Source organism: Hymenobacter guriensis, assembly GCF_015773195.1.
Lineage (GTDB): Bacteria > Bacteroidota > Bacteroidia > Cytophagales > Hymenobacteraceae > Hymenobacter > Hymenobacter guriensis.
In genome coordinates this window covers 23,299-37,373 of record NZ_JADWYK010000014.1, presented here as the reverse complement: position 1 = coordinate 37,373, position 14,075 = coordinate 23,299, and the positions used below count along the sequence as shown (strand labels likewise).

Genomic DNA, 14,075 nt, shown 5'->3' with positions numbered 1-14,075 from the left:
AAGCGAAGCCTAGCGTACGCGTACTACCAGCTCCACGCGGCGGTTTTCCTTGCGGCCGGCGGCGGTGGCGTTGCTGGCGGCGGGCTGCTGCTCGCCGAAGCTCTCGGTGCTGATGTTGGCGGCGGGCATCTTGCCGGTATCAACCAGGTAGCTTTTCACGGCATTGGCGCGCTGCTGGGCCAGGTCTTTATTGTAGCTGGCGTCGCCGCGCGAGTCGGCAAAACCCATAACGCGAACCTGCTTACCGGTGTAGCGCTGGCCGATGGAGCCGATAACTTCCTGCAGGGTAGCGGCGGCCGTGGGCTTGATGGTGGCTTTGTCGGTGTCGAAGAGCACGGTTTCATCCACGGAGTACACTTGGTAGTCCTCGTTGCCGCGCACGGTTACGCCCTTGGTTTTGATTTCGGGCAGGGTAGCGTCCGTGAGTTTGGCTGAGGCAATGTCGAAGGCATTTTCGGCGCTGTTGGCGGCATCATCGGCCACGTCGCCGGCAGTTTTACCGTCGCGGTACACCACGGCGGTATCGGCGGTGGCTTCCTGGGGCTCGTCTTTGGTGGCGGGCTTGTTGAGACTGTCGCAGCTGGCCAGCGTGAGGGCCGAGAGGGCGAGCAGGGAGAAAAAAGGCGTTTTCATGGGTCTGTGGGAAAGGTTGGGGCGTTCTTACGACGAGCTTGCCGGAAGGTTCGTCTCCGGCACGGGCTGGCAGAGGGTTTTGCGGCGCCTTTCGTACTCTTTTTGCCGGATATATAGGCCGATTGCATATTTCCCGCGGCTTTTCCCGTAGTTGGTACTTCTCTTCTTACCCGCCTTGCCCCTGCTGCCGTTGCGAACAGTTCTTCTCCTTCTTTGCCTGGTCCTGCTTTCCACCGCCGCCCTGGCCCAGCGCGCCCGCCGGGTGGTGGCCAAGCGCGGCGACGTCGTCCAGACCCTGCTGCGCCGCCACGGCCTGCGCTCCGCCGAGCACGTGCGCCAGTTTCGGCAGCTGAACAAAGCCCGGCTGGGCTCCAAGGGCCTCGTAGCGGGCCGCGCCTACGTGCTGCCCCCGGTGGGCCGCTCCGCCCGCAACGCCTCCAAAACCAAAACGGCCCCGGCCGTGGCCGCCAAAACGCCCCCCGTAACGCGGGCCGCGCTGTTTGGCCCCGCCTACGCCCGAGTGCAGGTGCGCGACCAGGCCCTGCGCGGGGCCGTGTACTACCTTTCCTCCGGCCACGGCGGCCCCGACCCCGGCGCCATTGGTCAGTACGGCACCTACCAGCTGGCCGAGGATGAGTACGCCTACGACGTGACGGTGCGCCTGGCCCACGTGCTGCTGGAGCACGGCGCCACCGTGTACGTGATGGTGCAGGACCCCAACGACGGCATCCGCGACCTGGCCGTGCTGCCCACCGACTACGATGAGGTGCAGCACCCCAACCGGCGCATCCCCCTGAGCCAGGTGCAGCGCCTGCGCCAGCGCATTGCCGAGGTAAACCGCCTGCACAGCCGCCACGGCCGGGCCTACCAGCGTCTGCTGGCTTTGCACGTGGACAGCCGCAGCGTGGGCCAGAACATCGACGTGTTTTTCTACCACCACCCCAACAACGCCCTGGGTTTGCGCCTGGCCAGGAACATCCATAAGGTGTTTACCAGCCGCTACAAGCGCGCTCAGCCCAACCGCCCCTACTCCGGCAACGTGTCGGAGCGCGGCACGCTCTACGAGGTGCGCAACAGCCACGCCCCGGCGGTTTTTATGGAGCTGGGCAACATCCGCAACCAGAAAGACCAGCGCCGCTTTGTGGTGCCCGACAACCGCCAGGCCCTGGCCAACTGGATTTGTGAGGGCCTGATTGCCGACTACGCCGGGCGGCGGTAATGCGGGTGACAGGTGACAGGGAATACGCTGTCATTGCGAGCGGAGCGAAGCAATCCGTCCTGTACAACGCCGAAAGCCCTGAGATGTGAAAAGCCCCTGATGCCAGCACGGACGTCAGGGGCGTTGTGGTAAAAGAGGGGGTTTGGTGCTGAAAAGGACGGATTGCTTCGCTTTGCTCGCAATGACAATCAACCATTCAGCCATCAAACCCTTCATCCATTCATCAATAAATACAGCAGGTTGTGGTAGAGGATGCCTCGCTCCCCATCGTGAAGGCCGTCGAGGCCGGCGTCTTCCAGCAGGGCTTCTACCTCTTCGTAGTCGTGGAGAAATTCGATTTCCGGCTCGTCTTCGTCGGGGTGCTGGGTGTGGGCCAGGTAGCGGCGCGGCGTTTCCAGGGTGATGAACAGCTTCTGATCCTGGGTCTGGGCCACGAGCAGGGCCGCGCAGGTACGCAGCGTGTCGTCGTCCTCATCGTCGGAGTGCAGGTACACGGTGGTTTTCTCGGCTTCGGGGGTGTGCAGCAGAAAGGTGGCGAGGTCGAGGGGCATGGCGGGTGGGGCGTGGGCAGGTTCGGGCCGAAGGTAGGGGTTCCAGGGGTGGCAGGGGGCCGAGGCTTCCGGCCACCGGTTAGCCCCTCGGCTCCCAAAGCCACCAAGGGTCAAGCATAAGACCAGCCAGAGCTGGCGCCAAACCTAATGCCAGGCTCAGGGCACCGTACCGGACGGCGGGAAGCGAAGCGATACGGTCCTATTCGCCCGGAAACATATACTCCGCCTGATAGTTTGATTTACGTAATTCCCCAGCATGAGTAAGTCAACCACCCTCGCAGAATTCTACCAGCAGAAAATTCATTGGATGCCCGATAACCTGAAGCAGGATATTGGGCACTTCAATGTATTCCGGCTCGATGATTTCGTGGGCCCGACCGCCTGCCACCTGCCCTATAGCCGCAAGGATTTCTATAAAATAACGTTGGTAAAAGGCCGCAGCAACTACCACTTCGCCGACAAGACGGTGGAAATCCGGGGCAACGCGCTCCTGTTTGCCAACCCCATGGTGCCTTATGACTGGGAGCCACTCGACGACAACCAAACGGGGTATTTCTGCATTTTCACCGAGGCATTTTTGCAACGTTACCTGGTAGCGGGCGCGCTGGAAATGCCCATGTTCAAGCCAGGTGGGCAGCCACTGTACTCCCTCACCGATGCGCAACTGGCTGGCGCTGCGCAGCTTTTTGAGAAGATGACTACGGAACTGGATTCTGACTACGCTTTCAAGTACGATCTGCTGCGCAACTACGTGTTCGAGTTGATACACAGCGCCCTAAAGCTGCAACCGGCTACCATGCTCTACCAGGAAAGCAATGCTGCTACCCGCATTGCCTCACTGTTCACGGAGCTACTGGAACGCCAGTTCCCCATCGAAACCCCAGGCCAGCAAGTGCGGCTGCGCAATGCCAACGCCTTTGCCGGGCAGTTGGCATTGCACGTCAACCACCTCAATCGGGCTCTGAAAGAAATAACCGGCAAAACCACCACCCAACTCATTGCCGACCGACTGTTACAGGAAGCCCATGCCTTGCTTAAGCACACTGCCTGGAATGTATCGGAAATTAGCTACTGCCTGGGCTTTGAGGAACCAGCCCACTTCACCAACTTCTTCCGCAAACGCGCCGGCACTACCCCTACTGCGGTACGTGCTGTTTGATTTTCGCAAGTATTGGTTTGAAGCCAGCAAGCCCGTCACCTCTGCCCTGCTTTAGTTTTGCAGTGTACTAATGCAGAGCAACCCATGCACAACTTTTTCATCTGGTCTCTAGCAGTCCCCGCCCCCCTGTGGCCGCGCGCTGCCCCGTTTTTCCACCAGGAAAAATCCATTCCTGCTTCAAACGATTGGGCGCGGTAGCCGCATCGGGAAAGCGGCGGCTGGTGAAATTCCGGATTATGATTGTGTTTCGGGCTGCAATAAAATGAGGCCTGGCGCGTCTCTACTCATAGTAACCTTCCACTTCAACCGCTTTTCCTATGCTGTATCAATTCGCAAGCCTCGCCCTGAGTGATTCGCTGTCTTATCAAGAGATCTATCAAAAACATGAAAACCAAGAACATATGGTTCGTAACCGGCGCCTCGAAGGGCCTCGGCCTGACCTTGGTACATCACCTGCTGGCCCACGGCTATGCGGTGGCCGCTACTTCCCGCAACCTGGAGGAACTGAGACAAGCCGTGCGGCCTGACACCGGCCGTTTCCTGCCTTTGCACATGGACCTCGGCAGTGAGGACAGCGTACGGCAGGCCGTCGCCACCACCATCGACACCCTGGGCGGGCTCGATGTAGTAGTAAATAATGCAGGTTACGGCCAAATTGGCGCACTAGAAGAACTTTCTGGCGAGGAGGTCCGCAAGAATTTCGATGTAAATGTATTTGGCCTGCTGCACGTATTGCGGCACACGACACCCTACCTGCGGCAGCAAGGCACAGGCCGGGTATTCAACATATCCTCTGTAGGAGGCTTCACGGGCAACTTTCCGGGCTGGGGCATCTACTGCGCCACAAAGTTTGCGGTAGCTGGCCTCACCGAATCCTACGCTGCGGAGGTAAAGGACTTTGGCGTACAAACCAGCGTGGTGTATCCGGGCTATTTCCGCACTGATTTCCTGACCTCCGGCTCGTTGAGTACGCCGCAGAGCCCCCTGCCCGAGTACCAAGCTGTACGCGAATCTCAAACAGCGCATGAGCAGCAAATCAACCGCAACCAACCTGGCGACCCGGAAAAAGCCGCGGCCCTCCTGGTGCACACAAGCGAAACCGAACAGCAGCCAGTTCACCTGTTTCTGGGCGCCGATGCTTATCAGATGGCTGAACAGAAAATAGCCACCGTGCAGCAGGATATGCAGCAGTGGCAAGAGGTAGCCACCGCTACACATTTCGCGTAACCAAAGCTACCACGCAGTAAAATCCAACGGACTCCAGAGCCGTGCTCTGGTAGTCAGACGTCAACCAGTACTTGCACCAAGTCGGCGCTGCATTTTCGCCTTGTCCTTACCCGAAACTGAGAAAGCGCTGCCCGGCATGGTCAGCGCTTTTTTGCAGGCTGCGCCAGGACATGGAGCAGCTCGTCAGGATTGTTTCGGTGGTGACACTAGCTGCGAAACCATACCCAGAACCCTAAAAAAGCCCCGCCGCTGAACGTCAGCGGCGGGGCTTTTTGGTGAAAGCCAAGCGGCAAAGACTACTGCCCCAGCACCATCGCAAACACCAGAGGGGCCACGATGGTGGCGTCCGATTCGATGATGTACTTGGGCGTGTCCTGACCCAGCTTGCCCCAGGTGATTTTCTCGTTGGGCACAGCGCCGGAGTAGGAGCCGTACGAGGTGGTGGAGTCCGAAATCTGGCAGAAGTAGCCCCACAGCGGGACCGAGGTGCGGCCCAGGTCCTGGTGCAGCATGGGCACCACGCAGATGGGGAAGTCGCCGGCAATGCCGCCGCCAATCTGGAAGAAGCCTACTTTGCTTTCCTCGGTAGCCTGCTGGGTGTACCAGTCGGCCAGGTAAATCATGTACTCAATGCCCGTGCGTACGGTGTGCACGTTCTGGATGTCGCCCGAGATGACGTGGCCGGCGAAGATGTTGCCCAGGGTGGAGTCTTCCCAACCGGGGCAGATGATGGGCAGGTTTTTCTCGGCGGCGGCCAGCATCCAGGAGTCCTTGGGGTCGATCTGGTAGTACTGCTCCAGCTCACCCGACTTCAGAATCTGGTAGAAGAACTCGTGGGGGAAGTACCGCTCACCGGCCTTATCAGCCTGCTCCCAGAACTTGAGCACCGAGTGCTCCAGGCGACGCATGGCTTCCTCCTCGGGAATGCAGGTATCGGTGACGCGGTTCATGTGGCGCTCCAGCAGGGCCTGTTCGTCGGCCGCCGTCAGGTCGCGGTAGTTGGGTACCCGCTCGTAGAAGTCGTGGGCTACCAGGTTGAAGATGTCCTCCTCCAGGTTGGCACCGGTGCAGCTGATGATCTGCACCTTGTCCTGGCGGATAAGCTCGGCCAGCTGGATACCCATTTCGGCGGTGCTCATGGCGCCAGCCAGGGTAATCATCATCTTGCCGCCCTCGGCCAGGTGCTTGTTGTAGCCTTCGGCGGCATCAATCAGAGCAGCGGCGTTGAAGTGGCGGTAGTGGTGCTTGAGGAAGTTCGTTACGTTCATCGAAATCGAGGTTTCTGTGGTGGGTGTGCGGTGTACAATCAACTAGCAACCGGGAATCGTTCAATACGGAAGTCGTATAGCGAAGATTCCGAATAGCGTACCATTGCGGCTGGGTTGCTTGCAAAAGCAGGCTTATTCAGGCTGCTCAATCATCAGGTTGTGGTTGGTGTAGATGCAGATGTCGGCGGCAATGTGCAGGGCCTCTTCCACCATCTGGCGGGCCGTGAGGTGGGGTGCGTGCTTCTTCAAAGCCAGGGCCGCGGCCTGGGCGTACATAGCGCCCGAGCCGATGGCGGCCACGTCGTAATCGGGCTCCAGCACGTCGCCGGTGCCGGCAATGATGAGCAGCTCGTCCTTGTCGCAAACCACCATCATGGCTTCCAGCTTGCGCAGGTACTGGTCTTTGCGCCACTCCTTGGCCAGCTCAATGGCCGCACGACGCAGCTGGCCGCCGTAGCCGCCCAGCTTTTCCTCAAACTTATCGAGCAACATAAAGGCATCGGCGGTGGAGCCGGCAAAGCCCGTTACCACTTTGCCGTCGTGGAGCTTACGTACTTTGCGCACGTTGCTCTTGGCCACGTGCTTGTCCATGGTGGCCTGGCCGTCGGCGCCGAGGGCAATCTGCCCATTGTGGCGCACACCCAGCACGGTAGTCGAGCGAATTCTCATAGCAGCAATACGAAGAGGGAAAAACAGGTTATTTCGGCGGAAGAGGCGCAAAGCTACGCGAATCTGCCGGCAACGCCCAGACCGGTCATTCCGAGAAGACTGTCATTCCGAGCGCAGCCGAGGAATCTGGCTAGTGTGGTAATTACTATCACAACATCAGCACGCGAGATTCCTCGGCTACGCTCGGAATGACGGTTAGTTGGAATGACCGAATTGGGATTGACTAATCAGAGCACTTAGCAGCCTACTGCACCGCGTTGCGCGGGTCGGGCTTGGACTTTAGTTCGTAGTCGTGTGGGGGCACGGCGCCGGCCAGGTGCTGCACGAAGTAGTCCCAGCGGCGGCGCATCATGTAGTACGAGGAGGAACCGTAGCCATGGCGGGCCTGCGGGAACACCACCAGGTCGTAGCTCTTGTTGGCTTTGGTGAGGGCGTCTACCACCAGCCAAGTGTTGTAGGGCGGCACGTTGTCGTCCATCAGGCCGTGGGCCAGCAGGAGCTTGCCCTGCAGGTTTTTGGCGAAGGGCGCGTTGGCCTGGTTGTCGTAGTTGGTGGTGCCGTCGGGGTTGGTTTTGAGCAGGCCGATGTAGCGCTCCGCCCAGTCGTCCTCGTAGTTGCGGTTTTCGTGGTTGCCGGATTCCGAAATACCTACTTTGAAGAACTCAGGGTAGCGGAACATGGCTGCCGCCGTGGCATAGCCGCCGCCCGAGTGCCCCCAGATACCGGCCCGCTCCAAATCGATGTAAGGGTACTTCTGGGCCAGCTGGCGCATGCCGGTTATCTGGTCAGACAGCGTGTTTTCGGCCATGTTGCCGTAGCAGGCATCGTGGTAGCTCTTGGAGCGCAGCGGGTTGCAGCTGCCTTCAATCACCACCACCACAAAGCCCAGCTCGGCCAGGGCCTGGTTGTCGTTGCGGGCCGAGCTAAACGACCAGCTGCCCACGCCCCCACCCTGCGGGCCGGGGTAGATGTAGTTGATGATGGGATATTTTTTGCCGGGGTCCAGCGTGGTGGGCGTAAACATCAGCCCATACAGGTCGGTCTGGCCGTCGGCGGCTTTCACCGTGATGGGCGCGGGCGCCTTCCAGCCGGTGGCCGTGAGGCGGGAAACATCGGTTTTTTCCAGGGTCGAGAGCAGCTTGCCATCGGTGTCGCGCAGCACTGTCACGCCCGGCTTATCGGGCTGCGAATAGGTATCGACGAAGTACTGGCCCGAGGGCGAGAAGGTAACCTGATGGTTGCCGGGCTCGGGCGTAAGCAGCTTCAGGTTCTTGCCATCCAGCCCGATGCGGTAGAGGTAGGTAAAGTAGGGGTTGCCCGGCTCCCGGCCGTCAGCCAGGAAGTACAACTCACGCCGCTTTTCGTCGACTTTCACCAGCTGCGTGACGACGAAATCACCCTTGGTAATCTGCTGCTTTACCTTGCCGCTGGTAGCATCGTAGAGGTAGAGGTGGCCCCAGTTGTCACGCTCCGAGTACCAGATAATTTCCTTGCTCTTGGGCAGGTAGTGCCAGTTGATAGCGCCCTGCCCCGACTCATACTGCGTGGCTACGGTTTCCGAAAACACGTCCCGCACCGCGCCGGTCGTGGCATCGGCAATGCGGAATTTCTCCTCCTTATGGTCGCGTGAAGTCGACACGAAGGCCAGCTCCCGGGTGTCGGGGCTCCAGTCCACGTCGTCAAAGGTGCCGCTGCTGGCAATGTCGTCGGAGAGCGTGCCCCGGTGCGGGTCGGGGGCCATCTGAAAGCGCACCACTTTCGGGCTGTTCACTTCAATGACCACCCGCTCGATGGTGGCAATGTCCTGGTCGCCGGGTAGCGGGTACTTCCACGCCTCCAGCTTCGGATGGCCTACGTTGGTGGTCACCAGGTACATGTCGCCCACACGGCGCTGATCCTGGCGGAAGGTGGCAATCTTGCGCGAGTCGGGCGACCAGCGCAACACGGGCTTGTCGCTGTGGGTCCAGCCGGCGTTGTCGGTGGCGTAGCCGTAGTCCTTGGCGCCGTCGGTGGTGAGCTGGGTGAGTTGGTTGGTGTGAGTGTCGCGCACCCACAGGTTGTCGTCCTTGATGAAAGCAGCCAGCTTACCGTCGGGCGACTCGATTTCGTTGCCGGCGTTGGCGTAAGGCGCTGCCGGGGCCGCGTCGGGACTCAGCTGGCCACTTCCTACGCTGTACTTCCAGGCTTTGCCGTTGGCGGCGAAGGATATAGTCTTTGCGTCGGGCGAAAACGAGAGTGTGCGGAAAGGCAACCGGTTGGCCTCATACGTCTTGCCGCTGGCCTTCGACAGGGCAGCCGCCAGCTTGGCCTGGTCGAAGGCTGGCGTACGGGTTTTGCGGGCCGGGTCTACCAGGATAAACTCGCTGCCCCGGGCCGTGAGCACCCGGTACCAGAAACGGTCATTGTTTAGCCAGTTGGGCTGGCCGGCGCTGCCATCTACCAGCGCCTGGGTGTTGTAGCTCAGAAACCGCTCGGCCCGGGCGTAGTCCTGGACGGTGAGAGCGGGCTGTTGCTGGGCCGAGGCCGCCGAGACGCAGAAAGCGGCGGCGGTGAAGGCCAGTAAATACTTGTGCATAGGGGGTGAAAAACGTGACGTATCCGCCCGACCCGGACGGGGGACGGAAGGTAGCACCAATCCCCGAAACGCGCACCGCCAGCACTTCCTCAAACGCACCATACCGGACCAGCCCGGGCAACGCCCCGACCAATCCGGTATGTTCTGTGTTTGGGCTAACGTTTTGGCTTGGATTAGCCGTAACAGTTAAAAACGAGCCTGCAGCTTGGCAAAGTAGAAGCGGCCATTAGCGCCCATCTGCACCGGGTCCCAGGCCCCGCCGGTTTCCGTGAGTTGGGGGTTGAACAGCGTAGGGTAGCGGTTGAACAGGTTGGTGCTGCCCACTGAAAACTGCAGGTGGCCCGTCAGGGCGTAGCTCAGCGTCAGGTCGGTGGTTACGCGGGCGTCGTAGTTCATGTCGTTCCCGTCCCAGTCAATGAGTTTCACCTTATCGAAGCGCACGAAGCGCAACAAGGTGCTGAAGCGCCCCAGCTGGTAGTCGAAGGTGAGGTTGATTTTGGAAGGCGGCGCCGAGGCTTTCACGAAAGCCTGCTCACGCTTGCCAAAGAATTCTTCCTCGCGCCCGGCCAGCTTGCCGGAGGTTTGTACCCGGTCGATGCGCAGGTTGTTGAAGTTGGCCGCCAGAGTTGAGTTCAGGCGACTTTTGCCTAGCGTAGCGGAGTGGCTCAGCACCACATCCAGGCCCAGGGAGCGGGTATCCGCCGCATTGGCGAAGAACTGGGCCTGGCCCACGTTCAGTGCCTGCAGATCCGGCCCGATGATAGGGTCATCGTCGCCGAACTGAGTGGTGAGCACCACGCGGTCTTTCACCTTGATGTAGTAGCCATCCAGCGTGAAGCTGAAGCCCGAGCCCAGGCGACTAGTCAGGCCCACGTTGGCGCTGTTCGAGGTTTCCTGCTTCAGGCTGGGAATGCCCAGCTTCTGCGTCACGGCGCTGTTGTTGCGAGCCAGCAGCACTTCCACCGGGTTGCCGTTGATGAAGTTGGTGAACGTGGAGTTGAAGTTAATCTGCGCCAGCGACGGCGCCCGGAAGCCGGAGCTGAACGTGCCGCGCAGGGTCAGGAACTCGGTTACGTTGTAGCGGGTAGCTACTTTGTAGTTGAGGGTGCTGCCAAAGTCGCTGTAGTTTTCAAAGCGCAGAGCGCCGGCCAGCAGCCACTGCGGCGTCACGCTCAACTCCGCGTCGGCATAGGCCCCGAAGTTGCTCCGGTCGGCTTCTATTTCATCGGTCGGCTGAAACCCGGGGAAACCCTGGGAGCCGCCAGCCAGGTCCAGGCCGGGGTCGTAGTTCTTGTAGGAGCCTTCTTCCCCAGCAAAAAGCGAGTACCATTCCTTGCGCCACTCTACTCCGCCAGCAAGGTTCAGCCCGTTCAGCACCCCGGCGTAGTTGCGCGTGGCGCTCAGGCCTACCACATCCTGCTGGAGCTGGAAGCCCCCCGCATCAAACGACGTGGGCGAACTGGCTCCCAAGGTGGCATTGAGCGTGTTGCGCACCCCATAGTGGAAGCGGTTGGAGCCGAAGTTGTTGCTCAGATCCAGCTCCCAGCCGCCCAGGTTAGTGCGCACCCCGGCCACGGCTGAAAGGTCATCAATGTCGCTGGTGATGATGGGGTCGAAGCCGTTGGGGTAAATTTCCGGCACATTGCGGTCATCGTCGGCAAAGCGCGTCCAGGCGAAGGCGTCACCCTTGCGCTTGTTGTAGCCGCCAAACACGTAAACGTGTGACTTGTCGCTGAGGGCAAACTTCGAGTTCAGGTAAGCGGCCACGTTGGACACTTTCGGGTCGCCGTACTCGCGGCGGGCCAGTCCATCGGGGGCGGGCACATCGGCGCGCTGGGTGTGCTCCCGCTTGTTGTAGTCGAGGGTGGCATTGATGAAGCTGCCTTTCTCGCCGAAGCCCAGGCCGTAATTCACGTTGGCGTTGAGGTTGCCGCCATCAAATTGATTATCGTCGCGGCGGTATTTGGCATCGTAGGCGCCATAGTTTACGCTGGCCGTCAGTTCCTTCACCGAGCTTTTCAGCACGATGTTAATCACGCCGGCAATGGCATCGGAACCGTACTGAGCTGCAGCCCCATCGCGCAGAATCTCAATGCGCTCAATGCTGGCAGCGGGTATCACGTTCAGGTCGGTGCCGGTGTTGCCGCGGCCGCGGGAGCCGAACAGGTTCACCAGTGCCGACTGGTGCTGGCGCTTACCGTTCACCAGTACCAGCGTCTGGTCGGGGCCGAGGCCGCGTAGGGAAGCCGGGTCCACGTGGTCGGCCCCGTCGGAGCCGGTCTGGCGGTTGGAGTTGAAGGAAGGCGCCACAAACTGCAGCAGCTGATTCACGTCGAGCTGGCCGGTTTTGGTGGTCACCTCGCGCAGGTCAATAATATCCACCGGCGAGGGCGAGTCCGTGCTGGAGCGGTTCTGGCTGCGGGACCCTACTACCTGCACAGCGCCCAGGCTGGTGGTCGATTCGGCCAGCTGCACGCTGAGGCCCGAGCCGCCAGCCACTTCTTGTGGGGCGTAACCGATGGAGCTGATAACCAGGCGCGGGGCACTGCTACGGCTCTGCAGCGTGAAACGCCCTTCGTTATCGGTGGCCGTACCGTTGTTGGTGCCTTTTTCCACCACGGTAGCCCCAATCACGGCACGGCCGGCAGCATCCTGCACCCGGCCCGTTAATGTTTGATTTTGGGCCCAGGCCGAAGCACTGGTGAGGCACAAGGTTACGGCAAGTAGATTTTTCCGCATACACAGGAAAGAAAAGTGAGTGACAGGAAGCAGCTGCAACTGCCTCTGCAACAAGTATAGGCCTTTTACAATCAATTAAAACTTTATTAATATCCGGGTACCACGAAAAAGCCCCGGCCGAGCTAAGCTCAACCGGGGCTTCAAGGATCAAATTGGTCAACTATGCTCAGATCAGCATGCGCATGGGGTCTTCCAGTAGGCTTTTCAGCGTCTGGAGGAAGGCCGCGCCGGTGGCGCCGTCCACTACGCGGTGGTCGCAGCTCAGGGTCACCTTCATCACGTTGCCGATGGCCAGCTGACCATCCTTCACCACAGCCGTTTGCTTGATGCCGCCCACAGCCAGGATGCAGGCATCCGGGGGGTTGATGATGGCCGTGAACTCCTCGATGCCGAACATGCCCAGGTTGGAGATGGTGAAGGTGCTGCCCTCCCACTCGCTTGGCTGCAGCTTCTTGGTTTTGGCTTTTTCAGCCAGGCTTTTCACTTCCGTGGCAATGGTCGAGAGGCCTTTCCCGTCGGCATTGCGCACTACGGGCACCAACAGGCCATCTTCTACGGCTACGGCTACACCGATATTCACCACCTTGTTGACGCGGATTTTGTCGCCCAGCCAGGAGGAGTTGACGGCGGGGTGCTGCTTCAGGGCCACGGCGGCAGCTTTTACTACCAGGTCGTTAAAGGACAGCTTCACCGGCGACAGGGCGTTGAGCTGGGTGCGCACTTCCATGGCCCGGTCCATCAGGATTTCCATCGTCAGATAGAAATGCGGGGCCGTAAACAGGCTTTCCGACAGGCGGCGGGCAATAACCTTGCGCATCTGCGACACCGGCGTATCGGTGTAGGTGTCGGGAGAAGCTGCCACCGCCGGGGCCAGGCCGCCGGTAGTAGCCGGGGCAGGCGCCGCAGCTTTGGGAGCTTCGGCAACGGGCGCGGCCTGCGGAGCCGCGAGAGTAGGCGCGGCAGCGGTCGGCTGGGCACTTTCCAGGTCGCGGGACACAATGCGGCCGTTTTCGCCGGAGCCCTTGATGGTGTTCAGGTCGATGCCTTTGTCTTTGGCAATGCTCTTGGCCAGCGGTGAAGCGAAAATGCGCCCACCAGCGGCGGCAGCAGCCGGTGCAGCTTCAGGAGCCGGAGCAGGGGCCGAGGTGGTAGCAGCTGCCGGAGCCGCGTCGGCCGCAGCCGGAGCCGCGCCGCCGCTCTGCCCGCCCAGCAGGGCCTGTACGTCGGCGCCTTCCTCGCCAATGATGGCCAGAATGCCGTCAACGGGAATGGCTTCGCCTTCCTTTGGGCCGATGTAAAGCAGGGTGCCGTCCTCGTAGTTGTCCAGCTCCATGGTCGCCTTGTCGGTCTCCACTTCGGCCAGTACGTCGCCGGACTTCACTTTGTCGCCTACTTTCTTGAGCCAGGCGGCAATGGTGCCCTCCGTCATCGTGTCGCTCATTTTAGGCATCCGGATGACGGTAGCTTTCTTGCCATTGCCGGCCGCCGGGGCAGCAGGCGCAGCGGCGGGTGCCGGAGCAGCGGCCGGCGCGGGAGCAGGTGTAGGCGCAGGAGCAGCTGGAGCTGCTTCGGGCTTGGGTGCCTCAGCTGCCGGGGCTGGGGCCGCGCCCCCGCTCAGCAGGGCCGAAATATCTTCGCCTTCCTTGCCCACAATAGCCAGCAGACCATCTACGGGTACCGATTCGCCTTGCTTGGGGCCGATATGCAGCAGGGTGCCGTCCTCGTAATTTTCCAGCTCCATGGTGGCTTTGTCGGTTTCGACTTCAGCCAGAATATCCCCGGACTTTACTTTATCTCCCACTTTCTTGAGCCACGAGGCAATGACCCCTTCGGTCATTGTGTCGCTCATTTTGGGCATTTTTATGACTTCGGCCATCAGCGTCTTCGGTTGAGTTGAGGGTCAAAAATAGACCGGATTTTTGGGGGGCGCAAACTACGCTTTTATCTTGTAGGCCCGGAAAGCCCGGCGAAAATTCGCCCTGAAATCCTGGCCTGCTGGTTCCGCTAACGTAAGTGAGCCTGATAGCGGCCAGTC

General features: G+C 60.5%; 10 protein-coding genes. 3 read left to right on the top strand and 7 right to left on the bottom strand.

All coding sequences use genetic code 11. The annotated features are described in order from the left end of the window. Nucleotides 1-9 precede the first annotated feature (9 nt). Complete coding sequence (locus I5L79_RS18470; RefSeq protein WP_196956555.1) at nucleotides 10-633, bottom strand: OmpA family protein; 624 nt, start codon at nucleotides 631-633, stop codon at nucleotides 10-12. Between the two features lie 190 nt (nucleotides 634-823). On the opposite strand from I5L79_RS18470, the gene I5L79_RS18465 reads away from it, so the two are divergent. Then, nucleotides 824-1,852, top strand: coding sequence for an N-acetylmuramoyl-L-alanine amidase family protein (locus I5L79_RS18465; protein WP_231403207.1), 1,029 nt, complete (start codon nucleotides 824-826; stop codon nucleotides 1,850-1,852). A gap of 212 nt (nucleotides 1,853-2,064) precedes the next feature. Here I5L79_RS18465 and I5L79_RS18460 read toward each other — a convergent pair whose 3' ends face one another. Continuing rightward, nucleotides 2,065-2,403, bottom strand: coding sequence for a hypothetical protein (locus I5L79_RS18460; RefSeq protein WP_196956554.1), 339 nt, complete (start codon nucleotides 2,401-2,403; stop codon nucleotides 2,065-2,067). Nucleotides 2,404-2,659: 256 nt separating this feature from the next. On the opposite strand from I5L79_RS18460, the gene I5L79_RS18455 reads away from it, so the two are divergent. Further along, nucleotides 2,660-3,562 (top strand): helix-turn-helix domain-containing protein, encoded by a 903-nt coding sequence (locus I5L79_RS18455; protein WP_196956553.1) that lies wholly within the window; start codon nucleotides 2,660-2,662, stop codon nucleotides 3,560-3,562. A gap of 384 nt (nucleotides 3,563-3,946) precedes the next feature. Next, nucleotides 3,947-4,789, top strand: coding sequence for an SDR family oxidoreductase (locus I5L79_RS18450; protein ID WP_196956552.1), 843 nt, complete (start codon nucleotides 3,947-3,949; stop codon nucleotides 4,787-4,789). A gap of 296 nt (nucleotides 4,790-5,085) precedes the next feature. Here I5L79_RS18450 and I5L79_RS18445 read toward each other — a convergent pair whose 3' ends face one another. From I5L79_RS18445 to I5L79_RS18425, 5 genes are all read right to left on the bottom strand, one after another. After that, nucleotides 5,086-6,057 carry a deoxyhypusine synthase family protein gene (locus tag I5L79_RS18445; protein WP_196956551.1) on the bottom strand — a complete coding sequence of 324 codons (972 nt, stop codon included), beginning with the start codon at nucleotides 6,055-6,057 and terminating at the stop codon, nucleotides 5,086-5,088. 132 nt (nucleotides 6,058-6,189) lie between these two features. Further along, nucleotides 6,190-6,726 (bottom strand): ATP-dependent protease subunit HslV, encoded by a 537-nt coding sequence (gene hslV / locus I5L79_RS18440; protein ID WP_196956550.1) that lies wholly within the window; start codon nucleotides 6,724-6,726, stop codon nucleotides 6,190-6,192. Between the two features lie 244 nt (nucleotides 6,727-6,970). Next, nucleotides 6,971-9,301 carry a S9 family peptidase gene (locus I5L79_RS18435; RefSeq protein ID WP_196956549.1) on the bottom strand — a complete coding sequence of 777 codons (2,331 nt, stop codon included), beginning with the start codon at nucleotides 9,299-9,301 and terminating at the stop codon, nucleotides 6,971-6,973. A 186-nt stretch (nucleotides 9,302-9,487) separates the two neighbouring features. Next, the gene (locus I5L79_RS18430; RefSeq protein WP_196956548.1) at nucleotides 9,488-12,040 is read right to left on the bottom strand and encodes a TonB-dependent receptor; all 2,553 of its coding nucleotides are present in this window, start codon (nucleotides 12,038-12,040) and stop codon (nucleotides 9,488-9,490) included. Between the two features lie 166 nt (nucleotides 12,041-12,206). Beyond that, nucleotides 12,207-13,916: a pyruvate dehydrogenase complex dihydrolipoamide acetyltransferase gene (locus I5L79_RS18425; RefSeq protein ID WP_196956547.1), complete on the bottom strand. Its 1,710-nt coding sequence runs from the start codon at nucleotides 13,914-13,916 to the stop codon at nucleotides 12,207-12,209. Between the last annotated feature and the right edge of the window lie 159 nt (nucleotides 13,917-14,075).

Excerpts from the sequence above, each read along its gene's own strand:
- I5L79_RS18470 (WP_196956555.1), bottom strand. The coding sequence starts at position 633 with ATGAAAACGCCTTTTTTCTCCCTGCTCGCCCTCTCGGCCCTCACGCTG.
- I5L79_RS18460 (WP_196956554.1), bottom strand. The coding sequence starts at position 2,403 with ATGCCCCTCGACCTCGCCACCTTTCTGCTGCACACCCCCGAAGCCGAG.
- I5L79_RS18455 (WP_196956553.1), top strand. The coding sequence starts at position 2,660 with ATGAGTAAGTCAACCACCCTCGCAGAATTCTACCAGCAGAAAATTCAT.
- I5L79_RS18450 (WP_196956552.1), top strand. The coding sequence starts at position 3,947 with ATGAAAACCAAGAACATATGGTTCGTAACCGGCGCCTCGAAGGGCCTC.
- I5L79_RS18445 (WP_196956551.1), bottom strand. The coding sequence starts at position 6,057 with ATGAACGTAACGAACTTCCTCAAGCACCACTACCGCCACTTCAACGCC.
- hslV (WP_196956550.1), bottom strand. The coding sequence starts at position 6,726 with ATGAGAATTCGCTCGACTACCGTGCTGGGTGTGCGCCACAATGGGCAG.
- I5L79_RS18435 (WP_196956549.1), bottom strand. The coding sequence starts at position 9,301 with ATGCACAAGTATTTACTGGCCTTCACCGCCGCCGCTTTCTGCGTCTCG.
- I5L79_RS18430 (WP_196956548.1), bottom strand. The coding sequence starts at position 12,040 with ATGCGGAAAAATCTACTTGCCGTAACCTTGTGCCTCACCAGTGCTTCG.
- I5L79_RS18425 (WP_196956547.1), bottom strand. The coding sequence starts at position 13,916 with ATGGCCGAAGTCATAAAAATGCCCAAAATGAGCGACACAATGACCGAA.